The following is a 23,510-nucleotide window of genomic DNA, read 5'->3' as shown; positions in this document are numbered from 1 at the left end:
CCCGAGCGGCTGGCCGAAGCGCTCGGTATGCCGCCGCCCACCGCCGAGCAGGCCGCGGTGATCGCGGCCCCGCCCGGCCCGACACTGGTGGTGGCGGGAGCGGGCGCCGGCAAGACCGAGACCATGGCCGCGCGCGTGGTGTGGATGGTCGCCAACGGTCTGGTCGCGCCCGACGCGGTGCTGGGCCTGACCTTCACCCGAAAAGCCGCGCAGCAGTTGACGACTCGCATCCGCACCCGGCTGGCGCGGCTGGCCGGGTCACCGCTGCTGCGCGAGATCGATCCGAGTGGCCGGCTGCGTGCGCGGGTGTCCGGCTCCGAACCGGAGATCAGCACCTACCATTCCTATGCCGGTCGGCTGCTCGGCGAACACGGGCTGTTGCTGCCGGTGGAGCCGAACGCCACCCTGCTCACCGAGACCCAGCTGTGGCAGCTGGCCCACCGGGTGGTCACCGGCTGGGACGGTGACCTGGACACCGATCGCACCCCGGTGTCGGTCACCGAGGCCGTGCTGGCGCTGTCCGGTCAACTGGCCGAGCACCTGGTCGAACCCGAGCAACTGGCCGAGGCGCACACCGAACTCGAGAAACTGATCCTGACCCTCCCGCGGGGCCCGCGCCAGCGCGGCGGCCCCAGCCAGGAACTGCTGGGAATCCTCAACGTCCAGCACGAACGAGTGGCCCTACTGCCCCTGGTGCAACGCTTGGGCGAGGAGTTACGCCGCCGCGGCGCACTGGATTTCGGCTCCCAGATGTCGCTGGCCGCCCGCTTGGCCGCCGAACACCCGGAGGTGGGCGCCGCCGAACGAGCCCGCTTCCGCCTCGTCCTCCTGGACGAGTACCAGGACACCGGCCACGCCCAACGCATCCTCCTCGCCGCCCTGTTCGGCAACTTGGACAACGCCCAAGGCGTCGACACCGGTCGCGGACGGGCGCATTCACCGGAGCAGGACCATTCACCGAGCGATACGCCGCGGCCCCCGGAGCCGACGTCTCGGTCACAACCCGCGAAATATGCTGAGCGCCAATCACCTTCCGGCGATACCGCGCCCACTCTCGACGAGTTCGACGTTCCATCGGTGGGGGAGGCCGGGGTGGATGACGAGACGTGGGTGGTGGGGGAGCGTGCGGCGGGTTCGGCGGGTGCCGAATATGTTTCGGGGGTCGGGGAGGTGGGGGCGGCGGATGTTGCCGGGCAGCGGCTGGCGGTGACGGCTGTGGGTGACCCTATGCAGTCCATTTACGGCTGGCGTGGGGCGTCGGCGGCGAATCTGCCTCGGTTCGCTACCGATTTCCCTGTGGCGCCGGGGGTTCCGGCGCCGATCCTGCCGTTGCTGACCAGCTGGCGTAATCCGCCGGAGGCGCTGGAGCTGGCGAACTCGATCGCCGAACCGCTGCGGCAGGCTCCGGGCGGAGTCGCCGTCGACGCGTTGCGGCCCCGGCCGGACGCCGCTTCCGGGACGGTGGCGCTGGCGCTCGCCGAAACCGTTGCGCACGAACGGGAATGGGTGGCCGAGCGGATCGCGGCGGAATGGGAGGCGCATGCCGACGCCGGTGCGCCGCCGCCGACCTCCGCGGTGCTGGTGCGCCGCAACGCCGATGCCGCGCCTCTGGCGGAGGCGCTGCGCGAACGCGGATTGCCGGTGGAGATCGTCGGGCTCGGCGGCCTGCTGGCTACCCCGGAGGTGTCCGATGTGGTCGCCACGCTGCGCCTGATCGCCGACCCGGGCGCGGGCAGCGCGGCGGTGCGCGTCCTCACCGGCGCCCGCTGGCGTCTCGGCGTGACCGATCTGGCCGCGCTGGCCCGCCGGGCGCGCGATCTGTCCATCACCCGGCCGCCGGACCAGACGCCCGCGATCACCGACCCGGCGGCGCTGGCCCAAGCCTTGCGCTCGGTGGCCCCGGAACCGGCGGAACAGGCCGGGCTCGCCGACGCCATCGCCGATCCTGGTCCGGCGGAACAGTATTCGGAATTCGGCTACCAGCGCATCGTCGGTCTGGGCCGGGAGTTGGCGGCCCTGCGGGAACGCAGCGGTCAGTCGCTGCCGGAGCTGGTCGCCGATGTGGAGCGCACCATCGGCGTGGGCGTCGAGACCCAGGCGCGGCGCGCCTCGGCGGGCGGCGGCGCGGGCCGTGAGCATCTCGACGCCTTCGCCGAGGTGGTCTCCGACTATGCGAGCGACCACCGCGCATCGCTGCCGGGGCTCCTGACCTTCCTGGCCGCGGCCGAGGAGGTCGAAAACGGTTTGGAGCCAGGCGAAATCGAGGTGGCCCGCGACCGTGTCCAGGTCTTGACCGTGCACGCCGCCAAGGGCTTGGAATGGGAGGTGGTGGCGGTACCGCACGTGTCGCGCGGAGTGTTCCCTTCCGGGGCCGCCTCGGGCAGCTGGCTGGGCGCCCTCGCCGAACTCCCCACCTCGTTACGGGGCGATCGCCAGCGCGATATGGACGGTCGCGCTGCGGCGAGCAATGTGGCTGCCGTCGTGGCTGGGGACGCGGACGTTACCGGCGACGCTGGTGGGCGGGTTGCGGGCCGGGATATGGCCGCGGGCGATGGCGTGCCCGTGCTGGATCTCTCGGACCTGTACGACCGTAGTGATCTGGACCGCGCGATCAAGCAGCACAAGGACGCCCTCAATCGGCGGCGGCTCGACGAGGAGCGCCGCCTGTTCTACGTGGCGCTGACCAGAACCGAACGCGCACTGTTCGTTTCGGCGCACCACTGGGCCGAGACGGGGTCGACGCCCAAGGGCCCGTCGGACTTCCTGCTGGACCTGAAGCGCGTCGTCGAAGACCCGGACGCCACCCCCGCCGCGACGGTACGCGTCGACGTGTGGGCCGATCCCCCCGCCACCGACGCCGCCAACCCCTTCACCGACGACCCCGCCTCCGCCGAATGGCCCCGCGACCCACTGGGCAAGCGCCGCACCGCAATACAGGAGGGCGCCGCCCTCGTCCGCGCAGCCCTCACCACGCTCCCACCCGAACAAGACCTCCGCCGCCCACCCCGCCCCGGCGAGAACCCCCCGACGACGATGCCCGCCTCCCATACGTCGCCACCGACTCACACATCGCACGCGACGAGCACGCCTTCCGCGGCGAAAACGCCGCCCACCTCGGACGTGCCGCCCGCTCCGGACGTGCCGCCCGCTCCGGACGTGCCGCCCGCTCCGGACGTGCCGCCCGCTCCGGACGTGCCGCCCGCTCCGGACGTGCCGCCCGCTCCGGACGTGCCGCCCGCTCCGGACGTGCCGCCCGCTCCGGACGTGCCGCCCGCCTCGGACGTGCCGCCCGCCTCGGACGTGCCGCCCGCCTCGGACGTGCCGCCCGCCCCGGACGTGCCGCCCGCACCGGACGCGCCTTCCGGCCCGGCCGGTCAGTTGTCCCTGTTCGATGACCCGGACGAATCCCCCGGCGGCTCATCCGGTCTCGAAAGCACCGGCGACGCGACCACCTCGCCCGGCGCGGAAGACCCCGACCCCGATCCCGACGACGACCCCGAGGGCTGGGCGGCGGATGTCGATGCGCTGCTCGCGGAATTCTTCGCCGCGGAGGAGGGGACGCGGGAGGTGGAGTTGCCGGGGCAACTGCCCGCTACCGCGCTGGTGGAGTTGCGGGCCGATCCGGCGAAGCTGGCGGCGCGGCTGCGGCGGCCGCTGCCGTATCCGCCGAGCCCGTTCGCGCGGCGCGGCACGGCTTTTCACGCCTGGTTGCAGCAGTGGTTCGGCGCGACGCGGCTACTCGACCTGGACGAACTGCCGGGAGCGGCCGACAGCGGCGGCGCCGACGCCGACCTGATCCGGTTGCAGGAGGCGTTTCTGTCCTCGCCGTGGGCCGATCGCAACCCGGTGGAGGTCGAGGTGGCGTTCGAAACGTCGCTGGCGGGCACGCTGTTTCGCGGTCGCATGGACGCGGTCTTCGCCGAGCCGGGCGGGCGCTGGCTGGTGGTGGACTGGAAGACCGGCGCCGAACCCACCCGTGCCGAGGAACCGGCGGTGGCAATGCAGCTGGCCGTCTATCGCCTGGCCTGGGCCCGCCTGCTGGCCACCCGCACGGGCGCCGATGAGCATGAGATGCTCGAAAAGATCGGGGCCGCATTCCATTACGTGCGCACCGGTCGCACCATCGCCCCGCCCGACCTGCCCGGCCCGGAGGAGCTGGCGGAGTTCCTCACGACCACCGTGCCCGCCTGGTCGGCGCCCCCAGACGAGGACACCGAGTGAGCCGTCAGGCCGCTTCCCGACGCACCTTCCACGCCTGCCGCACCATGGGCACCTGCAGCGGCAGCCGCAGCAGCGAGACCGCCTTGAGTGCCAAGGGCGCCTTGGGATTACGGACGCTGTCCACCGCCATCTGCACATTCGCCGGGTACACGGCGATGAACAGCAGCATCGCCAGCAGCCCGCCGAGCCGCCGGGTCCGCGGCACGGCCAGCGCCGTCGCCACCCCGATCTCCGCCACGCCGGACCAATAGGTGTAGGTGCGCGCCTTGCCGGGCAGCGCGGGCGGCACGATCGAGTCGAACGGCCGCGGAACGACGAAATGCAGGGTGCCCATGCCGAACAACGCGGCGGCCATCAATTGCGCGCGCCGCGGCCGCGCGGGAGAGTCGGTGGTCATGCCTGAACGATGCCATCCGCGTGCCGCGGTGTCGAGCTGTTCCCGGCCCGGTACGCTGCGGTTCCGTGGTGCAGGACAGAATCGGTGATACCCCGTGATCGATGAGCCGTCGCGCGGCCTCCGCCGCCTGACCGACCGCCCCGACTACGCCCTGGTGGGAATTCTGCGAATTCCCGAAATACAAACCAGCCCATGGGTTTCACTGGCCCGTCGCGTGGTGTTCGCGGTCGCGTTGCTGGTGGGCGCGACGCTGGTGGTGTATTTCGGGCGTCACGGATATCACGACAATCAAGGCGACGAACTGTCGCTGCTGGACGCGGCGTACTACTCGACGGTGTCACTGTCGACGACCGGCTACGGCGACATCACGCCCAGCACCCCGCAGGCCCGGTTGATCAATATCATCGTCATCACACCGCTGCGGGTGCTTTTCCTGATCGTCCTGGTCGGCACCACCTTGCAGGTCCTGACCGAACGGTCCCGGCAGGTGTTCAAGATTCAGCGATGGAGGCACAAGGTGCGTAATCACACCGTGGTGGTCGGCTACGGGACGAAGGGCCGCACCGCCGTCGACGCGATGCTGGGCGACGGTGTGCAGCCGGGGGACATCGTCGTGGTGGACACCGACCCGGTGGCCCTGGAACGTGCCGCCACCGCGGGCCTGGTGACCGTGCACGGTTCGGCCGCGCAATCGGATGTGCTGCGGCTGGCCGGGTTGCAGCACGCGTCGTCGGTGGTGGTGGCCGCCAACCGCGACGACACCGCGGTGCTGGTCACTCTCACCGCCCGCGAGCTGAATTCGAAGGCCAAGATCGTCGCCTCGATCCGGGAGGCGGAGAACGTGCATCTGCTGCGGCAGTCCGGCGCGGATTCGGTGGTGGTCTCCTCGGAGACGGCGGGGCGGCTGCTCGGCATCGCCACCACCACGCCGAAGGTCGTCGACATGGTCGAGGACCTGCTCACCCCGGAAGCGGGCTTCGCGATCGCCGAACGCGACGTGGAACCGGACGAGGTGGGCGGCTCGCCGCGGCACCTGCGCAACATCGTGCTCGGCGTCGTCCGCGGCGGCGCGCTGATCCGCGTCGACGAGCCCGAGGTGGACGCGCTCGAATCCGGCGACCGGCTGCTCTACATTCGCCGCGTGCAGAAGTGACGCCCGGCTGGCACCCACCACCGCCGCCACCCGTGTCGCCGCCGGGGGATACGCTCGGAGCGTGCCTGGTTTTCAGCTGAAAGACGTTCCCCTGCTGTCGCGTTCCGTGCTCGACCGCGCCGAGGAGCTGCGCTCGGACGAACAGGCGTTGAAGGAGGGCTGGCCCGGCGCTCGTTTGCTGCGAATGAACCGGCGCGGCCAGGTTCGTGTCGACGGTGAATCGATCCTGCTGGAACCGGCGACGACGCTGGCCGCCGAACCGGTCCCCGAGGCGGTCTTCCTCGGCATCGACCGCGGCAGCCACCTGTGGGCGGTGCGCGACGAGGAGATCGACGGCAAGCTGATGGACCTGCGGGTCGTCAGCACCCTGCTGCACCTCGACGATGTCACCCTCGGCATCCTGGCGGCCGCGCTGGCGCTGCTGAACTGGCACGATCGCGCGCGGTTCAGCGCCGTCGACGGCACGCCCACCGCGCCCGCCAACGCGGGCTGGACGCGGGTCAGCGAGGCCGGGCACGAGGAGTTCCCGCGCATCGACCCGGCGGTCATCTGCCTCGTGCACGACGGCGCCGACCGGGTGCTGCTGGCACGTCAGCAGGTCTGGCCCGAGAAGATGTTCTCGCTGCTGGCCGGATTCGTGGAGGCGGGCGAGTCGCTCGAGCGGTGCGTGGAGCGCGAGATCCTCGAAGAGGTCGGCGTAGCCGTGCGGGAGGTGCGTTACCTCGGCAGCCAGCCGTGGCCGCTGCCGCGGTCGCTCATGCTCGGCTTCGCCGCCGTCGCGGACCCGGAGCAGCCGCTGACCTTCACCGACGGCGAGATCGTCGAGGCGCACTGGTTCACCCGCGACGAGGTACGCCAAGCGTTGGAGGCCGGCGCGTGGGGCGCGCCGATCGGCGACTCCGACGCCGTCGCCGAGCAGCGTCTGTTCCTGCCGGGATCGATCTCGATCGCCCGCAGCATCATCGAATCCTGGGCGGCCGAGGACTGATTCGCCGCTCGGGCCGCCGTCAGGCGATGGCGGCCAGAGCCTGTTTCACCTGCACCAGAGAGGGATTGGTCGCGGTGGAGCCGTCGGCGTAGCGCACGGTCGGCACCACGTGGTTGCCGCCGTTGACACTGCCGACGAATTCGGCGGCCGCGGGATCCTGCTCGATATCGACCTCGGTGTAGGTGATGCCGGACTCGTCGAGCTGCTTCTTGAGCCGCCGGCAGTAGCCGCACCAGGTCGTCGAATACATGGTCAGGTCGGTAGCTGTCACGCCAGCATTCAACATCGGCCGCGCCGAACCTGTTCCCGTGGGTTGCCGAAGCAACGATGAGCGCGGCGATCTCGCGGGCTATGGTCGGCGCGTGAGGCATCGACTGCGCTCCGGATTCCAGCACGCCGACGAGAGCCCCGGGCTGCTGCTGTGGCAGGTGACCAACCGCTGGCAGGCCGCCCAGCGCGCGGCACTCGCGCCGTTCGGCCTCACACATGTGCAGTTCGTCCTGCTGGCCGCGCTGGTCTGGCTCGCCGACGCGAACGGTGAGCCGGTGATGCAGCGCGACATCGCCGCCCACGCCGCCACCGACCCGATGATGACCTCCCAGGTATTGCGGGCCCTCGAACAGAAGGGCCTCGTGGAACGCCGCGACCACCCGCACGACCGCCGCGCCAGATCCCTGATCCCGACGGAATCCGGCGTTGCGCTCGCGGACCGGGCGACCGTCGCGGTGGAGGCCTGCGACAGCGAGTTCTTCGGTCCCCTGGGCGATCGGGTCCCGAATTTCGCCGGTGCGCTGCGCCGTTTGCGCGACCGCTGAGCCCTGGCGCGCGGTCGATCCGCACCGGTCCGTCGATATCTGTCGGACCGCACTGACATGATGGAGGCCGTGCCCGCCCCGACCACCCCGCCCGCGCTGCGGCTCGACGGACTCGATCCCGAGCAGGCCGCCGCCGTCACGGCGCCCCGTGGGCCGGTGTGTGTGCTGGCGGGCGCGGGCACGGGGAAGACCCGCACCATCACGCACCGCATCGCATATCTGGTGTCGGCGGGGCATGTGCGGGCCGACCAGGTACTGGCGGTCACCTTCACCGCCCGCGCCGCGGGCGAGCTGCGCAGTCGCCTGCGGGGTCTGGGGCTCGGCGGCGAGGCGAAAACGGTGCAGGCGCGCACTTTTCACGCGGCGGCACTGCGGCAGCTGCGCTATTTCTGGCCGCAGATCATCGGCGACGTGCCGTGGAAACTGATCGACAGCAAGTTCCCGATCGTCGCGCAGGCCGCGCAGCGGGTCGGCTTGTCGACGGCCACCGAGAGCGTGCGCGATCTGGCCGGCGAGATCGAATGGGCCAAGGCGTCGCTGATCGCCCCGGAGGACTACGCCGCCGCCACCGCCCGCCTGCGGCGCGAAATCCCTTACGAGGCAGGCAAGGTCGCCGCCGTCTACTCGGGGTACGAGCAGCTGAAGAACACCGCGGACGGCCTGCTGCTCGACTTCGACGACCTGCTGCTGCACACCGCGGCCGCGCTGGAGGACTACGCCTCGGTCGCCGAGGAGTTCCGCGGTCGCTACCGCTGCTTCGTCGTCGACGAGTATCAGGACGTCACCCCGCTGCAGCAGCGCGTGCTCGACGCCTGGCTCGGCGACCGCGACGATCTGACCGTCGTCGGCGACGCCAACCAGACCATCTATTCCTTCACCGGCGCCAGCCCGAGCCACCTGCTCGATTTCTCCCGCCGCTTCCCCGACGCGACGGTGGTCCGGCTGGAACGCGACTACCGCTCCACCCCGCAGGTGGTGTCGCTGGCCAACCGGGTGATCGGCGCCGCCCGCGGCCGCATCGCGGGCACCCGGCTGCAATTGATCGGTCAGCGGTCCGAGGGCCCGGAGCCGTCGTTCGCCGAATACGACGACGAGCCCGCCGAGGCGCTGTCGGTCGCCAAGGCGATCGCCCGTCTCATCGGCAAGGGCGTGCCCGCCGCCGAGATCGCCGTGCTGTACCGGATCAACGCGCAGTCCGAGGCCTACGAGCAGGCGCTCACCGAGGCCGGCATCCCGTACCAGGTGCGCGGTGGCGAGGGTTTCTTCCAGCGTCCCGAGGTGCGCCAGGCGGTACAGGCGTTGCGGCAGACGGCCGCCCGCGACGATCTCCCGGATGCCCGCGGCGCCGACCTCGTCAGTCTGGTCCGGGCGGCGCTGGGCCGGTTGGGTCTCACGGCCGCCGAGCCCAGCGGCGCCCAGGCCCGGGAGCGGTGGACGTCGCTGGTCGCCCTGGTGCAACTCGCCGAGGAACTGTCCGAACACGATCCGGAGCTGGATCTCGGCGGCCTACTGCGCGAATTCGCCACCCGCGCCCAGGCCCGGCACCCACCGACCGTCCAGGGCGTGACGCTGGCCTCGCTGCACGCGGCCAAGGGGCTGGAGTGGGACGCGGTATTCCTGGTCGGGCTGGCCGATGGCACCCTGCCCATCGCGCACGTGCTCGGCGACGGCGGTGTCGTGGCCGACGAGGCCGCGCTCGAGGAGGAGCGGCGGCTGCTCTACGTCGGTGTCACGCGCGCACGCGAGCATCTGCGGCTGTCGTGGGCGCTGTCGCGCAGCGCGGGCGGTCGTAAGACGCGGCGGCGCAGCCGTTTTCTCACCGGATTGGTGCCCGAGGATTCGCCGGCCTCTCGCATCGCCGCGCCCCTCGCCGACACGCGGAAGCGTAAGCATCCGGCCTGCCGCGTCTGCGGTCGTCCGCTGCTGGGCACGAAGTCCACCATGCTGGGCCGCTGCTCGCGCTGTCCGGGCGAGATCGACCCCGTGCTGCTGGAGGCGTTGCAGGAGTGGCGGCGGGAGAAGGCCGACGAGTTGTCGGTGCCGAATTTCGTGGTGTTCAGCGACACCACCTTGACCGCGATCGCCGAACAGCTGCCCGCGGACGACCGCGCGCTGGTCGCGATCCCGGGTATCGGGGCCAAGAAACTCGGGCAGTTCGGCGCCGACGTACTAGCGATAGTGCGGTCGCGCGCTCGTGCGCAAGACCATAAAACTGCAGGTGAAAAATAGGTTGTGCGGTTGTGTAGGGCCGCCGTAGTGTGAGGAACACGCACCGGGAGGTCATTCCGGCGCGCACAGTAGCCATTCGGACAACGAGAACGAAGGGAGGCAGACCAGTGAACGAAATCGTGTACATCGCTTCGACCGCCGTTGCGGCGACGGCGATTCCGTCGGTGCCCGCCTCCCGTGGGGTCCTCACCTTGCAGGGGACCGGTCTGTCCGGCGTCGGCATTCTCGGGGTAAGCGCCAAAGCCCCGAAGCATGCCATCGATACGGACAAGCCCGAGCGGGGCTGGCACCTGGCTTTTGCCGACGCATTCGCCAATGCCTACCCAGCCGACCACCAGACGGACGGTATGCCGGCAGCCCGCCTCCGCCGCATCCACCCAGCGACCGTGATCAGGTCTCGACATCGAAGTCGACTCAGATAGGGAATTACTCCCCTGAGCCTCCTGGCCACGGATCGCCCGAAGCGAGACCGTGGCCATAGTTTTATCGGCCCCAGCCACCGGCACCGGTTTCGCGGAAGACAACGAAACGACCGCTGCACGAGCTGAAGGAGACCGACGTGTCCACCGCGACCGTTTCTCGCGTGACATGCTGCACGACCGTGGCCCCGACCTCCCGCACCCGGGGAGTCACCCTCAACCTGCCCTGCCGGGTCGGCGACCCCGACCTGTGGTTCGCCGAGAGCCCCGCGCAGTTGGAGGAGGCGAAGGCCCTGTGCGCCACCTGCCCGATCCGCAAGGGCTGCCTCGCCGCCGCCCTGGACCGTGCTGAGCCCTGGGGTGTGTGGGGCGGTGAGATCTTCGACCAGGGTGTCGTGATCGCCCGCAAGCGCCCCCGTGGCCGGCCGCGCAAGGTTGCCGTGGCGTGATGGTTACGCACGACTCGAATACCGACCGAGCCCCGCATCTCTGTCCGAGGTGCGGGGCTCGCCCTTTGTATCGGGTCGCGCGCGAGAATTCAGCCGGCGTCGCGGTATTCGGCGTAGCTGGGCACCCAGTCGTGCATCAGTTTCATGAACGGCACCTCGGCGTCGAGCTGCGCGTAGATGCCGATCGAGCCCATCAGCACCCGGAAGATCATCACGTCTTCGGGCGGAAGTTGCAGGGACATACCGGTTTTCATCTCGGGGCGGCTCACGTCGGTGGCCTTGCCCGCGACCCGCTGCATCCACTTGCGGGTGAAGTGGAACGACTCGGTGCGGATGGGATCGGTGAACGGGCGCAGGTAATCGGCGATCTCGCGGTGGCTGACGGTGCGGCCGGGGATGACGAAACCGTTGGTGTACATCAGCTCGGTCAGCTCGTCGAAGCGATCCTCGACCGCCAGCGCCACCATCTGCCCGAGGATGGGCGGGAAGCCGTTGGGCAGCGGGGCGCAGGCGCCGTAGTCGATGACGGCCAGGCGGTCGTCGGCCAGCACCATGAAGTTGCCAGGATGCGGATCGGCGTGCAGTTTGCCGACGATCGCGGGGGAGGAGAAGTGGAACTCACCCATCAGCTCGGCGACGCGATTGCGTAGCGCGACCGTGCCTGCCGGGTCCTCGTTGCCGCGCTTGATGATCGCGGAAACCGGTGTGCCGTCCAGCCATTCGGTGACGATCACCTTCGGGGCGCTGGCGACCACCTTCGGCACCACGAAGCGCGGATGCCCGTCGAAGCCCTTGGCGAACGCGCGCTGATTGGCGGCCTCGGTGCGGTAGTCGAGTTCCTCCTCGGTGCGCTCGGTGATCTCGGCGAGGATCGGTTTCACGTCGGCGCCGGGGACGACGGCGCCGATCATGCCGGCCATCCGGTTCAGTGTCTTCAGGTCGGCGCGCAGGGCCTCGTCGGCGCCCGGGTACTGCACCTTCACCGCGACGGTGCGACCGTCGGACCACTGTGCCTTGTGCACCTGGCCGATGCTGGCCGAGGCGGCCGGCTCGTCGTCGAAGTCGGCGAAACGCTGCCGCCAGGCCGTACCCAGCTGCTGGTCCAGCACTCGGTGCACGGCGGGGGCGGGCAGCGGCGGCGCCGCGGCCTGCAGTTTGGTCAGCGCCTCGCGGTAGGGCTCGCCGAATTCCTCCGGAACGGCCGCCTCCAGCACCGACAGCGCCTGCCCGAACTTCATCGCGCCGCCCTTGAGCTCGCCGAGTACGGCGAACAGCTGCTCGGCGGTCCGCTGGTTCAGCTCGGCGTTGATCTCGGTCCGATCGCCCCCGGCCAGTCTGCGGCCGAATCCCATCGCCGCCCGTCCGGCGATCCCGAGCGGAATCTTGGCCAGCTTGGCATTGCGGGACGAAGGTCGACGCACAATCTCAGACACCTCACCATCATGGCGGACGTACCGCGCGCTGTGCCATGTGAATCGAGTGAACTTATCCCTCTCTCACGATGGTGTCTTCGGTCACAATCACCACTTCCAGGCCATGATTTCCGAAGCGCACCGGGTCCGCACGGTCCGTCCGGCCCGGCCAGCGCCCGATGCGCCGAGGAACCGCCCGATGCGTCGGGTGATACATCTCACCGACCCGGCGGGGCGGTGAGAATGGCGCGGCAGCCGCAGGCGGGATGGGGTGGCCAGGTGCGGTGGTGGATGTGGTGGGTTTCCGGGTCGAGTTCCAGTGTGGTGTCGAGGGTTCGGGGCGGGGTTTCGGCGACGCCGCCGAGGATGATCTCCAGATCGCGCAGGGCCAGGGCGGCGGTGGCGGCGATCATGGCGGGCGAGCCGTAACCGATGCGGTCGAGGAGCTGGGCGGCCAGGTGCGGCCATTCCGCGTCCATGTCCCGGCGGGTGAGGTCGGCGCAGCGCAGGCAGCTGGTGCCGCCGGGCAGTACCAGCGGGCCGACCACCCCGCGGCCGTCGCGGATGCGCACCTGCAGGTGCGGAACACGCCGCAGCACAAGGTCGTTGACCAGGTGCGGCTCGGGCACCAGCGCATCGGCGAGCACCACCACGTCGGCGTCGCGGCCCACCCCCGCGCCAGGGGCCAGATCGCGGGACCGGCTGGGCCGCAACCCCAATCGGCGCACCCCCGCGGCGACTGCCTCCGACAGCGGGCCACGCCCGTGCACGTGTACCGCCCGCACCGCGCTCACCGGCGTCCGCGGGCGCACCAGCAATCCGGCGCGGTCGATCTCGCCGAGCAGCCGCAGCGCGTCGCTCGACGCGATCCCGAAACGACTTGCCTGCCAGATGATCTGCGGATGGCTGCGCAGACCGTCCAGTAGCTTCAGGAATTCGGCGATCAGCTCGGCGCCGACCCCCGGTAGCCGCACCACCACGGCCCGCTCCGGATCCCACCCCAGCTGCACCGCCCCGGAAGGGCGCCGCAACACCGCCACTCGCGGATGCAACATCGGCCCGCGCGGCCGAAACATGGTCATGCCGACAGTATTCGCGCGCACCGCATCGGGCGAACGCCCGAAAGCCCTGGTTATCCACAGAATTCGGCTGTCATCCACAGGATATTCGGCCAGGACACCCACGTGTCCGCGCCCCGCTCGGCGGTCGCTTTCTCGCCGGTGTCCACCGAAACCATCCCCAGCTCGCCGGCTTCCGGCGAACCCGTCGATCCGGCTTGTGGAAACCACTTCGGTCGGAATGGCCGGAGCATCAACGTTTTCCGTCGTTCGCGACAATCCGGACGGTACGACCGCGGGCGTGGGGTTCACAATCCGATCGCCCGAACACGGTGATATCTCCAGACCATGGCCCCTCCCGGGTGAAATCCGGCCGGTCCGGGAAAACAATGGTTGTCCCCTCGGGGACGCACCAGCCGGTCGCCCGGCTCGGATTCGCTGCAAAGGAGCACCATGGGAAGCGCATCCGTCGACGTCCCGCATGTGGCATCGGACGAACGACTCCGGTCCCGCAACACCTTCACCGTGACGGCCGAACACATCCGCGACTACGCGCGCGCGGTCGGCAACTCGGACCGCATCCATCTGGACGCGGACGCGGCAGTCGCCCGCGGCTTCGGCGCGCTGGTCGCACCGCCGACGTTCGCCACCATGGTGTGGATGCGGGCGGAGGAGGAGACCCTGGCCGCGATGGTGCCCGGCTTCCACATCGGCCGCATCCTGCACGCCGATCGCGCCCTCGACATCGTGCGCCCGCTGCTGGCCGGGGATCGGGTGAGCTGCGATGTGCACTTCGAATCGTTCCGGCACTACCGCGATTACGACATCGTCTCCATGGCGACCACCCTGCGGGATCACCTCGGGCAGGTCACCGTGATCGGCTCGTCGACACTGCTCGTGCACACGCAGCGGCTCTCCGGCCGCCATCCCGGCGTGCCCGGCTGCGATCGCGGCCTCGAACTCGTGCCCGCCCGGCCGCGCGCCCGCGTGCCGGGACTGGGTGAACGCCTGCCGGTGCGGCAGCACGGGGCGACGGTCACGCGGCCGCCGCAGCCGGTCGTCGGCTACGCGGAGTTGCGGGTCGGCTACGAGTTGCCGCTCCGGCGTTACGCGCTCGCGCCCTCGGACGTGATGGATCATGCGAGTGTGGTGGGCGCCCCGAGCCGTGCGGATTCCGACGGGCGTACGCCGGGAACACCGTCGGGCGGTGCGACACCGGGCATGCTCAGTCTCGGCCTGGCCGCCGGGTATCTGTCGTCGTGGCTGGGTGATCCGACCGCGGTCGCCAAGTACCGGGTGCAGTACGCGCCGAAGAGGCACTACCTGCCCGTCGGCGCCGGCGACTCCACCTCGATCGAGTTCCGCGGCCGCGTCACTTGGCTGAACCCGGCCCGCCGCACCGCGACCGTGGTCGTCGACGCGACGGCGCAGGGGCGCAAGCTGTTCGGATACGCGACGGCGGAGGCGCGCTTCGCCTGAGGCGGCCGGTCAGCCGAGCAGGCCGTCGAGCACCCGCGTGCTGGCGGGCTTGCGGAGCTTGGCCATGCTCTTGGTCTCGATCTGCCGGATGCGTTCGCGCGAGACGCCGAGAATGCGCCCGACCTGCTCCAGGGTGCGCGGCTCGGTGCCGTCGAGTCCGTAGCGCAGCACGAGGACCTGCGCCTCGCGCTCGGCGAGGGTGGACAGCACATCGGCGAGGCGGCCGCGGATGAGGGAGTCGGCGACCGTCTGCGCCGGGTCGGGCGAGTCGTCGGCGATCAGGGCGCCGAGTTCGGTGTCGTCGTCGCCGACCTGCAGGTGCAGCGAGATCGGCTCGCGGGCGTGGCGCAGCACCTCGCGCACCTTCTCGGCGGACAGGTCCAGCTCGGCGGCCAGTTCGTCGGCCGTGGCCTGCCGCCCGAGCTGCTGGTCCAGGGTGCGCTGGGCGCGGGTGATCCGGTGCAGGATCTCGGCCACGTGGGCGGGCAGGCGAATGGCGCGGCTCTTGTCGTCGATGGCGCGGCCGACCGCCTGCTTGATCCACCAGGTGGCATAGGTGGAGAACTTCAGCCCGCGGTGGTGATCGAACTTCTCCACCGCGCGGATGAGGCCGAGCGTGCCCTCCTGGACCAGATCCAGCAGCGACATGCCGGCGGGCGCGGGATAGCGCTTGGCGATCGAGACGACCAGCCGCAGATTGGCCTCGATCATGTGGTCCTTGGCGCTGCGGCCGGAGCGGGCCGCGCGGGTCAGCTCGCGCTGCTCGGACTTGGTGAGTTCGGTTCCGTCCGTGGCGCTTTCGGCCAGCCGCCGCTCGGCCTCCAGCCCGACGGCCATCCGCTCGCCGAGTTCGAATTCCTGCTCGGCGGTGAGCAGGGCGGTACGACCGATGCGGTGCAGATAGTCGCGGATGGGATCCGTGCTGACAGCCGCCGAGCGGTCGGTGGTGGGGCGAAAAGTCACGAAGGCCTCCGAATGCGAGTGCGGCTGTGGGCTGTGCGGTGTAGGCGGCCGGGGGGCGGGACTGTGCAGCGCGGGTTGCGGCGCTAACGTGACGCCCATCCTACCGGCGGGAATTGCCCCGCACCGGCGGTCGTCCGAGCTTCCCGCGAAATGAGGGCACCCTCCCATATCGCCACCCGGCCGATCGTTGTTCCTCCCTCGCTATTCTGGGGGTCATGGCGGAAACTGTGGCCGCACCCGATCCTGATCTGGTGCGTGCGTTGCGGGCGCTGGCGAATCCGCTGCGGCTACAGCTGCTGGCCTGGCTGCGCGATCCGGAACAGCACTTTCCGGTGGAACGCGCGATCGCCGACATGAACGAGGTCGGCGTGTGTGTGAGTCACATTCGGGAGAAGGTCGGGCTGGCGCAGTCCACGGTCTCGGCGTATCTGGCCGAACTCGAGCGCGCCGGGCTGGTGCGGTCCACCCGGGTGGGTAAGTGGACCCACTACAAGCGGGACGAGCAGCGCATCGCCCGACTCGTCGCGGAACTCGGGCACACCCTCTAACCGATCTCGAGCGGGAACATATCGCACTTATCCGATGGTTCTAGGTATCGTATTTCTACGATATGACGATGCGTCTCGGCGCGCGAACCGGAAAGAGGAGATCTGCATGGGCACCATCGACGGCCTGGACCTGGGGACGTACGGCATCTACACCTTCGACTTCGAGCATCTGTCCGCCGCCGGCATGCGTGAGGCGATCCGGGAACTGGAGGACCAGGGCTGGCGGGCCTTCTGGTTTCCCGAGGTCGGCGGCCACGAGGCGCTGACCCAGGCCGGGAATCTGCTCGCCGCCACCGACCGCATGCACATCGTCAACGCCATCGCGCAGATCGGACCGCGGTCGCCGGGCGCGACCCACGGTGGCGCCGCGCTGCTGGCCCAGGCCTACCCGGATCGGCACCTGCTCGGGCTCGGCGTCGGGGCGATCGCGCGTAAACCGCTGGCGGCCATGGCCGAGTACCTCGACGAACTGGACGCGCTGGCGGCCGACGGCCGACCGCCGATCCGCCGCATCCTGGCCGCGTACGGTCCCCGGATGCTGGAGCTGGCGCGCGACCGCGGGGCCGGTGCGCACACCTACCATGTCACCGTGTCACATACCGAGCAGGCGCGAGAAATCCTGGGCCCCAACAGCTTTCTGGGCGTCGAGCACGCGGTGCTGTTCGAGACCGATCCCGATCGGGCGCGCGAGATCGCCCGCGAACACCTGGTGCCCTACCTGAGCACGCCGTACAACCTCGCCAAGTTCCACCGCCTGGGCTACACCGAGGCCGACACGTCGGGTGGCGGCAGCGACCGCATCGTCGACGACCTGGTGTTCTGGGGCGAGCCGGACAGCATCGCCGATCGCCTGCGCGACCATATCGAGGCCGGAGCCGACCATGTGGCCGTTCAGGTGATCGGCGTCGAACCCGGCCGGTCAGCTGTCGCGCAATGGCGCACGCTGGCGGAAACCCTTCTCCCGCAGCCCATCAGCGCCTAAGGGCAGCGCTCAGGAGTCGGTGCCGGAGTCGCCCTTCTCCGAGCCCTTGCCCTTCTCCTTCGCCTCACGCTGGGCGCGTTCGCGGGCCTCGGTCTCGGCCAGCTGGGCCAGCGGGTCGTCGAAAGCGTCGGTGCCGCCGCCGATCACGCCGTCGATGAAACCGGCCGGGTTGTCCAGGTCCTCGGAGCTGGGCAGCAGGTCGGGATGGGCCCAGACGGCATCGCGGGACTCGGTGCCGGCGTCGGTGGTCAGGCGTCGCCACAGGGTGGCGGCCTCACGCAGCTTGCGGGGCCGCAGCTCCAGGCCGACCAGCGTGGCGAAGGTCTGCTCGGCGGGACCGCCGGTGGCGCGGCGGCGGCGCAGCGTCTCCGCCAACGCGCCCGCGCCGGGCAGCCGATCACCCACGGCGTCGGTCACCACGACCTGCACCCAGCCCTCGATCAGCGCGAGCAGAGTCTCCAGTCGCTCCAGCGCGGCCTGCTGCTCCGGCGTGGTCTGCGGTTCGAAGGTGCCCTGCGACAGCAGCTCCTCCAACTTCGAGGGGTCGGTCAGCGTCATCGGATCGATGTTCTGGGCCGCCTCCTCGATGGCCGAGAAGTCCATCCGGATGCCGCGCGCGTAGTCCTCCACCGCGCCCAGCACCTGCTGACGCAGCCAGGGCACGTGCGCGAACAACCGCTGATGCGCGGCCTCGCGGGCGGCCAGATAGACCAGGATCTCGCTCTCCGGCCGCTCCAAGCCCTTGCTGAATTCGGTGACGGCCGCGGGCAGCAGCGCCGCGGTGCCGCTCGGGCCCAGCGGCAGGCCGATGTCGGTGGAGGTCAGTACCTCCTTGGCCAGCTGGCCCAGGGCCTGCCCGAGTTGCGAGCCGAACGCGAGGCCACCCATCTGGCCCAGCATGCCGATCATCGGCGCGGCGAACTCCTTCGCCTCCTCCGGCAAGGTGGCCGTCCACATCCCCGACACCTGCTGGGCAACCGGGTCGCACAGCCGCCGCCAGGTCGGCAGGGTCTCCTCGATCCAGTCGTTGGGTGTCCACGCCACCGTTTTCGAGGCGCCGGCCGGCAGCGTCGTGACCGGGTCCAGCCACAGCTCCGCCAGGTGGGCCGCGTCGGCCACGGCCCGCTGCGTGCCCGCGGACACCGGCTCGACGTTCGAGCCGAGCTGCTGGCGGGCCAGCCGCTTGGCGATGTCGTAGTTCACCGGACCACCGGACTGCGCGCCCGGCTGGCCGATATTGGAGAACATCTGCCCCAGTGAGGTCAGCATCTGCCCGAGCTGCGACGGATCGAACCCGCCCGCACCCGGACCTCCGATCCCGAACGGATTGTTCGCGCCGGAACCGGACTGATCGTCCCGCCGGTCGCGGTCGGGATCGTCATCGCGGTTCGAGAATCCGAATGGCACGTCGCTCATAACCCTCAGGCTACGCGGACGCCTACGGGGGAGCCGCTACTGTGTTGCGGGTGAATCGTCGGATCCTCACGCTGCTGGCTGCCCTGATTCCCGTCCTCGTGCTCGGTGTCGTCGGCAGCGCCGTCACCGTGCCGTTCGTCGCGCTAGGGCCCGGCCCCACCTTCAACACGCTGGGCGATATCGAGGGCAAACAGGTCGTCGACGTGCAGGGCGCGGCGGTCGATCCGACGGCCGGCAACCTCAATATGACCACGGTGTCCGTTCGCGACGGGCTGAATATTTTCGAGGCGTTCGTGCTGTGGGCCGACGGTCGATACGGCCTGGTGCCTCGTTCGGAGGTGTACCCGCCGGGCGTGCCGCGTGATCAGATCGACAAATCCAACGAGCAGGACTTCAAGGACTCCGAGGACAACGCGGAGCTGGCGGCGCTGCACTATCTGAAGTACCCGACCACGGTCCGGCTGCGCACGGTCGCCGAGGACGGCCCGGCCAACGGCGTGCTGCGCAAGGGCGATGTGCTGGTGAGTGTCGGCGGCAAGCCGGTCGCCACCTCCACGGACGTGGTGGAGGCGGTGAAGGCGACCAAGCCCGACACCGTCGTGCCGATGGTGGTCCGCCGCGACGGCGCCGAGCAGACCCTCGACGTGAAAGTCGGTGCGCGCCCGGACGACAACGCCAAGGGCTACCTCGGCGTCACACCGGAAGAGGTGCCGCAGGGCCCGCTGGACGTCACCTTCAACCTGGCCGATATCGGCGGCCCGTCCGCGGGCCTGATGTTCAGCCTGGCCATGATCGACAAGCTGAGCCCCGGACAGCTCAACGGCGGCAAGTTCATCGCCGGTACCGGCACCATCGACCCGACCGGCAAGGTCGGCCCGATCGGCGGCATCCAGTACAAGATGATCGCCGCCCGCGAGGCCGGGGCCGAGACCTTCCTCGTCCCCGCCGACAACTGCAACGAGGCCCGCCAGCGCATCCCCGACGGCCTGAAGCTGGTGAAGGTCGAAACCCTCACCGGCGCAGTGCAATCCCTCGGCGATATCAACGCGGGGCGGGACGCGGTCAGCTGCGGCTGAGCCCCGGCTCTAGTCCTCCGGCTCGTTCTCCAAGGTGTGGCGCAGTGCCTCGACCAGATTGGGCGCGAGGTTGGGGGCGGTGCGCAGGTCGAGATCGCCGAAGGGATCGGCCTCGTCCTCGTCGGGGCGGATCTGCAGCAGGCTCAGTGAGACGCCGTCGCGGAGGATGCCGACGAACAGGCGGGCATCGCGCCGGCCCGGGTGCGTGACCGCGGCCTTGCGGGCGGCCCGGTCGGCGGCGTCACGGTCGGCCAGCAGCGGGGCGATGGCGTCGTCGAGGGTCTGCTCGGCGTCCGGCGGCAGCACCACGATCTGCTGCATCAGCACGCAGCCCGCCACCGCCGGCGGCCAGCTGGTGGTCGCCAGGAATTCGTCCAGCGCCATCGAGTCCCCGCGCAGGTCGTCCGGAAGTGGTTCCTGCGCAATGGGAGTCAGTTCCGCGCCGTCGGCGAGCTGATCCTCCAGCGTCGGCTCGGCCGCGACCAGATCGGCGGTCGGCACCAGCGCGAACAGCTGCGGCGGCCGGTCCCATCCTTCGCCGTCGGCGTACTCGGCCACTTCGCGGATGCAGCGGTACAGAGCGGTGGAGGGGTTCACGATGGTCACGGCCGACACCTTAGGGCCTGCCCGGATGCGTCGGGACAGACACCTGGCGATCGTGGCGGGCACGCGTCGCCGAGCCGCGCGCGACGCACTCGGGTAGGGAGTGTGATCCAAACCGACCCGTTTTACGTAGAGTGGGGCGCGAGAGACGGTCCGCAGGGACCGCCGCAACATCGGACTGCGGTGCGTCGGCCGGGAAGTCGCGCACCGCCGGACCTGGGAGAGTGGCTCGTGGGCATGCGCCCCCCGACAGGCTTACCTTCGCTGTCCCGTCGTAGCCGCGTGCTGCTGCTGACGGCCCTCGTCATCGCGGCGCTGCTGCTGGTCGGGCCACGGCTGGTCGACGCCTATACCAACTGGTTGTGGTTCGGCGAGCTGGGTTTCCGGCGCGTCTACGCGACGGTGCTGGTGACCCGCATTCTGCTGTTCCTGGTGGTGGCGGTCGTGGTCGGCCTGCTCATCTGGCTGGCGTTGCTGGCGGCCTACCGGACCCGCCCGGTGTTCGTCCCGCCCGCCGGTCCCAACGACCCGATCGCGCGCTATCGCACGACGGTCATGGGACGGCTGCGGCTGTTCGGCATCGGCATTCCGGCGCTGGTCGGTCTGCTGTCCGGGCTGGTGGCCCAGTCGAGCTGGGTGACGGTGCAGATGTTCCTGCACGGCGGCTCGTTCAACATGAAGGATCCGCAGTTCGGCCTGGACGTCGGCTTCTACGCCTTCGATCTGCCGTTCTACAAGATGCTGCTGAACTGGCTGTTCGTCGCGACGGTGATCGCGTTCTTCGCGAATCTGGTGACGCACTACGTGTTCGGCGGCCTGCGGCTGTCCGGGCGCGAGGGCACCCTGACCCGCCCGGCCCGCATCCAGCTCGCGATCATCGCCGGAACCTTCGTGCTGCTCAAGGCGATCGCGTACTGGTTCGACCGGTATTCGATGCTGTCGAGCACGCGCAAGGAGCCCACCTTCACCGGTGGTTCCTACACCGATATCAACGCCGTGCTGCCGGCCAAGCTGATCCTGATGTCGATCGCCGTGATCTGCGCGATCGCCTTCTTCACCGGAATCGTGTTGAAGGACTTGCGGGTTCCGGCGATGGCGGCGGCGCTGCTGGTGCTGTCGTCCATTCTGATCGGCGCGGTGTGGCCGCTGATCGTGGAGCAGTTCGAGGTGCGTCCGAACGCGGCGACCAAGGAGTCGGCCTACATCGAGCGCAATATCGCCGCCACCCGGCAGGCGTACGGGCTCACCGACGACAAGGTCCAGTACCAGGACTACAAGGGCACCCAGACCAAGGACCCGACGTCCATCACCGCCGACCAGCAGACCATCAAGAACATCCGGCTGCTGGACCCGAACCTGTTGGCGCAGACCTTCATCCAGCGCCAGCAGTTGCAGAACTTCTATGGCTTCCCCGAGCCGCTGGACATCGACCGCTACACGGTCAACGGCGATGTGCAGGACTACATCGTGGGCGCGCGGGAGCTGGTGCCGCAGAACCTGTCCGGCAACCAGACCGACTGGATCAACAAGCACACCGTCTACACCCACGGCAACGGTTTCGTCGCCGCGCCGGCCAACCGCGTCAACGTCGCGCCGCCGAAGGAGACGCAGCAGGCCGCGACCGGTTCGGCCGGGTCGAACACGGGCGGCTACGGCTACCCGGTGTTCAACATCGGCGACCAGTCCACGGTCAGCGACCTGTTCACGCCGAAGGACAAGCAGGCGATCAAGGTCGATCAGCCGCGCATCTACTACGGCGAGATGATCGCCAAGTCCGATGCCGACTATGCGATCGTCGGCGGCAACGACCAGCCGCCGCGCGAATACGACACCGGCACTTCGCAGTACACCTACACCGGGTCGGGGGGCGTGCCGATCAGCAACTGGTTCAACCGCCTGGCCTTCGCCGCCAAGTACGCCGAGCGCAACATTCTGTTCTCGGGCGCGATCGGGTCGGATTCGAAGATCATCTACAACCGGAATCCGCGTGATCGGGTGCAGCAGGTGGCGCCGTGGCTGACCGCCGACGGCGATGTCTACCCGGCGGTCGTCAACGGCCGCATCCAGTGGATCGTCGACGCTTACACCACCCTCGACAACTTCCCCTACGCCCAGCGCACCTCGCTGGAGGGCATCGAGGACTCGATCGATCAGAACACCGGACGGATGCTGCCGCGCAAGGAGGTCAGCTACATCCGCAACTCGGTGAAGGCCACCGTGGACGCCTACGACGGCACGGTGAACCTCTACGAGGTGGACTCCAACGATCCGGTGCTGAAGGCGTGGGAGGGCGTGTTCCCGAACGCGGTGCAGCCCAAGAGCGCCATCACGCCGGAGTTGCAGGCCCACTTCCGCTACCCGGAGGACCTGTTCAAGGTGCAGCGGGACATCCTGTCGCGCTACCACGTGAACGATCCGCGAGAGTTCTTCACCACCAACGCGTTCTGGTCGGTGCCCAGCGACCCGACCTCGGATACCCCGACCAACGCGCATCAGCCGCCGTACTACGTGCTGCTGGGCGATCCGCAGACGGGTAAGCCGCAGTTCAACCTGACCAGCGCGATGGTGGGATACAAGCGGCAATTCCTGGCCGCCTATATCCAGGTGAATTCGGACCCGGAGAACTACGGCAAGTTCACCGTGCGCAAGCTGCCCACGGATTCGCAGACACCCGGCCCGCAACAGGTGCAGACGTCGATGACGACCGATGCCCGGGTGTCCAGTGATCGGACGGTGCTGACCGGTGGCAATACCAACAAGATCAAATACGGGAATCTGCTGACACTGCCGGTCGGCGACGGCGGCGTGCTCTATGTGGAGCCGTGGTATCTGGAGCGCAATGCCGGACCCAATGCGGCATCGTTCCCGCAGCTGGTGAAGGTCCTCGCCAGCTCCGGGGACAAGGTCGGCTACCAGGCCACGCTGGGCGACGCGCTCAACGACGTCCAGGAGGGTCTGGGTTCGACGGCGACCCAGCAACCCGGCCAGCAGGCGATCAACCCGCCGCCCAGCGGGAGCGGCACCGCGCCGCCCGCCAACCAGGGCACCCAGCCGCCGGTCACCCCGCCCTCGACCGGGTCGGCCGGTAAGGATGCCGCGGTCAAGGAGATCAACGACGCGCTGAAGGGCGTGGAGGACGCGCAGAAGTCGGGCGATCTCGGTCGCCTGGGCCAGGCCCTGGAGACCTTGCAGAAGGCCGTCGACGATTACAACAAGGCCGGTGGATAGCCGGCCGACACGCGACACGGCGCCGCCATCGTCATTGATGGCGGCGCCGTGTCGTTTCTCCCGGTATGGAGAGC

General features: G+C 69.7%; 19 protein-coding genes. 12 read left to right on the top strand and 7 right to left on the bottom strand.

What is annotated here, in order from left to right; translation table 11 throughout:
• Window positions 1-27: 27 nt before the first annotated feature.
• Window positions 28-4,221 carry an ATP-dependent helicase gene (locus ACFMRZ_RS14920; protein WP_400182858.1) on the top strand — a complete coding sequence of 1,398 codons (4,194 nt, stop codon included), beginning with the start codon at window positions 28-30 and terminating at the stop codon, window positions 4,219-4,221.
• A 4-nt stretch (window positions 4,222-4,225) separates the two neighbouring features.
• Here the strand turns inward: ACFMRZ_RS14920 and ACFMRZ_RS14915 are convergent, their stop codons facing one another.
• Window positions 4,226-4,618: a hypothetical protein gene (locus ACFMRZ_RS14915; protein ID WP_400179628.1), complete on the bottom strand. Its 393-nt coding sequence runs from the start codon at window positions 4,616-4,618 to the stop codon at window positions 4,226-4,228.
• Between the two features lie 97 nt (window positions 4,619-4,715).
• Here ACFMRZ_RS14915 and ACFMRZ_RS14910 point away from each other — a divergent pair, with 97 nt between their 5' ends.
• Window positions 4,716-5,771: a potassium channel family protein gene (locus tag ACFMRZ_RS14910; RefSeq protein WP_400182857.1), complete on the top strand. Its 1,056-nt coding sequence runs from the start codon at window positions 4,716-4,718 to the stop codon at window positions 5,769-5,771.
• A 61-nt stretch (window positions 5,772-5,832) separates the two neighbouring features.
• A complete protein-coding gene (nudC, locus tag ACFMRZ_RS14905; RefSeq protein WP_280277203.1) occupies window positions 5,833-6,759 on the top strand; it encodes an NAD(+) diphosphatase in 927 nt (308 codons plus the stop codon).
• Window positions 6,760-6,778: 19 nt separating this feature from the next.
• Here nudC and ACFMRZ_RS14900 read toward each other — a convergent pair whose 3' ends face one another.
• Window positions 6,779-7,030, bottom strand: a complete 252-nt coding sequence (locus ACFMRZ_RS14900; RefSeq protein WP_280277202.1) for a mycoredoxin — start codon at window positions 7,028-7,030, stop codon at window positions 6,779-6,781.
• A 91-nt stretch (window positions 7,031-7,121) separates the two neighbouring features.
• Between ACFMRZ_RS14900 and ACFMRZ_RS14895 the strand changes: the two genes are divergently transcribed.
• The 4 genes from ACFMRZ_RS14895 to ACFMRZ_RS14880 all read left to right on the top strand — a co-directional run bounded on the left by ACFMRZ_RS14895 (window position 7,122) and on the right by ACFMRZ_RS14880 (window position 10,671).
• Window positions 7,122-7,574, top strand: coding sequence for a MarR family winged helix-turn-helix transcriptional regulator (locus ACFMRZ_RS14895; protein WP_400179627.1), 453 nt, complete (start codon window positions 7,122-7,124; stop codon window positions 7,572-7,574).
• A 57-nt stretch (window positions 7,575-7,631) separates the two neighbouring features.
• Window positions 7,632-9,803: an ATP-dependent DNA helicase UvrD2 gene (locus tag ACFMRZ_RS14890; protein ID WP_400179626.1), complete on the top strand. Its 2,172-nt coding sequence runs from the start codon at window positions 7,632-7,634 to the stop codon at window positions 9,801-9,803.
• A 107-nt stretch (window positions 9,804-9,910) separates the two neighbouring features.
• On the top strand, window positions 9,911-10,225 hold the full coding sequence (locus ACFMRZ_RS14885) for a hypothetical protein (protein WP_400179625.1): 315 nt from the start codon (window positions 9,911-9,913) through the stop codon (window positions 10,223-10,225).
• 161 nt (window positions 10,226-10,386) lie between these two features.
• Complete coding sequence (locus ACFMRZ_RS14880) at window positions 10,387-10,671, top strand: WhiB family transcriptional regulator (RefSeq protein WP_342213872.1); 285 nt, start codon at window positions 10,387-10,389, stop codon at window positions 10,669-10,671.
• An 89-nt stretch (window positions 10,672-10,760) separates the two neighbouring features.
• Here ACFMRZ_RS14880 and ACFMRZ_RS14875 read toward each other — a convergent pair whose 3' ends face one another.
• Window positions 10,761-12,104 (bottom strand): AarF/ABC1/UbiB kinase family protein, encoded by a 1,344-nt coding sequence (locus ACFMRZ_RS14875; RefSeq protein WP_280277199.1) that lies wholly within the window; start codon window positions 12,102-12,104, stop codon window positions 10,761-10,763.
• A gap of 197 nt (window positions 12,105-12,301) precedes the next feature.
• Window positions 12,302-13,165, bottom strand: a complete 864-nt coding sequence (locus ACFMRZ_RS14870) for a TOMM precursor leader peptide-binding protein (RefSeq protein WP_400179624.1) — start codon at window positions 13,163-13,165, stop codon at window positions 12,302-12,304.
• Window positions 13,166-13,594: 429 nt separating this feature from the next.
• Here ACFMRZ_RS14870 and ACFMRZ_RS14865 point away from each other — a divergent pair, with 429 nt between their 5' ends.
• On the top strand, window positions 13,595-14,620 hold the full coding sequence (locus tag ACFMRZ_RS14865; RefSeq protein ID WP_400179623.1) for a MaoC family dehydratase N-terminal domain-containing protein: 1,026 nt from the start codon (window positions 13,595-13,597) through the stop codon (window positions 14,618-14,620).
• 9 nt (window positions 14,621-14,629) lie between these two features.
• Here ACFMRZ_RS14865 and ACFMRZ_RS14860 read toward each other — a convergent pair whose 3' ends face one another.
• Complete coding sequence (locus ACFMRZ_RS14860; RefSeq protein WP_280277196.1) at window positions 14,630-15,583, bottom strand: sigma-70 family RNA polymerase sigma factor; 954 nt, start codon at window positions 15,581-15,583, stop codon at window positions 14,630-14,632.
• A 215-nt stretch (window positions 15,584-15,798) separates the two neighbouring features.
• Here ACFMRZ_RS14860 and ACFMRZ_RS14855 point away from each other — a divergent pair, with 215 nt between their 5' ends.
• Window positions 15,799-16,131 (top strand): ArsR/SmtB family transcription factor, encoded by a 333-nt coding sequence (locus ACFMRZ_RS14855; protein WP_400179622.1) that lies wholly within the window; start codon window positions 15,799-15,801, stop codon window positions 16,129-16,131.
• 106 nt (window positions 16,132-16,237) lie between these two features.
• Complete coding sequence (locus tag ACFMRZ_RS14850; RefSeq protein ID WP_400179621.1) at window positions 16,238-17,113, top strand: TIGR03620 family F420-dependent LLM class oxidoreductase; 876 nt, start codon at window positions 16,238-16,240, stop codon at window positions 17,111-17,113.
• Between the two features lie 9 nt (window positions 17,114-17,122).
• Here the strand turns inward: ACFMRZ_RS14850 and ACFMRZ_RS14845 are convergent, their stop codons facing one another.
• Window positions 17,123-18,529 carry a zinc-dependent metalloprotease gene (locus tag ACFMRZ_RS14845; RefSeq protein ID WP_400179620.1) on the bottom strand — a complete coding sequence of 469 codons (1,407 nt, stop codon included), beginning with the start codon at window positions 18,527-18,529 and terminating at the stop codon, window positions 17,123-17,125.
• 50 nt (window positions 18,530-18,579) lie between these two features.
• Between ACFMRZ_RS14845 and ACFMRZ_RS14840 the strand changes: the two genes are divergently transcribed.
• The gene (locus ACFMRZ_RS14840) at window positions 18,580-19,605 is read left to right on the top strand and encodes a PDZ domain-containing protein (RefSeq protein WP_280369285.1); all 1,026 of its coding nucleotides are present in this window, start codon (window positions 18,580-18,582) and stop codon (window positions 19,603-19,605) included.
• A gap of 9 nt (window positions 19,606-19,614) precedes the next feature.
• On the opposite strand, the gene ACFMRZ_RS14835 is transcribed toward ACFMRZ_RS14840, so the two are convergent.
• Window positions 19,615-20,220 carry a PPA1309 family protein gene (locus ACFMRZ_RS14835; RefSeq protein ID WP_400179619.1) on the bottom strand — a complete coding sequence of 202 codons (606 nt, stop codon included), beginning with the start codon at window positions 20,218-20,220 and terminating at the stop codon, window positions 19,615-19,617.
• Window positions 20,221-20,439: 219 nt separating this feature from the next.
• Between ACFMRZ_RS14835 and ACFMRZ_RS14830 the strand changes: the two genes are divergently transcribed.
• The gene (locus tag ACFMRZ_RS14830) at window positions 20,440-23,436 is read left to right on the top strand and encodes a UPF0182 family protein (RefSeq protein ID WP_400179618.1); all 2,997 of its coding nucleotides are present in this window, start codon (window positions 20,440-20,442) and stop codon (window positions 23,434-23,436) included.
• Window positions 23,437-23,510: the final 74 nt, after the last annotated feature.

Origin of the sequence: Nocardia sp. N2S4-5 (assembly GCF_044628355.1) — a bacterium.
Lineage (GTDB): Bacteria > Actinomycetota > Actinomycetes > Mycobacteriales > Mycobacteriaceae > Nocardia > Nocardia wallacei_B.
Note: the sequence above shows the minus strand (reverse complement) of the source record. Positions and strands in the feature narration are given on the sequence as shown.

Coding starts and splice junctions, on each gene's coding strand:
- ACFMRZ_RS14920 (WP_400182858.1), top strand. CDS start 28: ATGCCGCCGCCCACCGCCGAGCAGGCCGCGGTGATCGCGGCCCCGCCC.
- ACFMRZ_RS14915 (WP_400179628.1), bottom strand. CDS start 4,618: ATGACCACCGACTCTCCCGCGCGGCCGCGGCGCGCGCAATTGATGGCC.
- ACFMRZ_RS14890 (WP_400179626.1), top strand. CDS start 7,632: ATGATGGAGGCCGTGCCCGCCCCGACCACCCCGCCCGCGCTGCGGCTC.
- ACFMRZ_RS14870 (WP_400179624.1), bottom strand. CDS start 13,165: ATGACCATGTTTCGGCCGCGCGGGCCGATGTTGCATCCGCGAGTGGCG.
- ACFMRZ_RS14865 (WP_400179623.1), top strand. CDS start 13,595: ATGGGAAGCGCATCCGTCGACGTCCCGCATGTGGCATCGGACGAACGA.
- ACFMRZ_RS14855 (WP_400179622.1), top strand. CDS start 15,799: ATGGCGGAAACTGTGGCCGCACCCGATCCTGATCTGGTGCGTGCGTTG.
- ACFMRZ_RS14850 (WP_400179621.1), top strand. CDS start 16,238: ATGGGCACCATCGACGGCCTGGACCTGGGGACGTACGGCATCTACACC.
- ACFMRZ_RS14845 (WP_400179620.1), bottom strand. CDS start 18,529: ATGAGCGACGTGCCATTCGGATTCTCGAACCGCGATGACGATCCCGAC.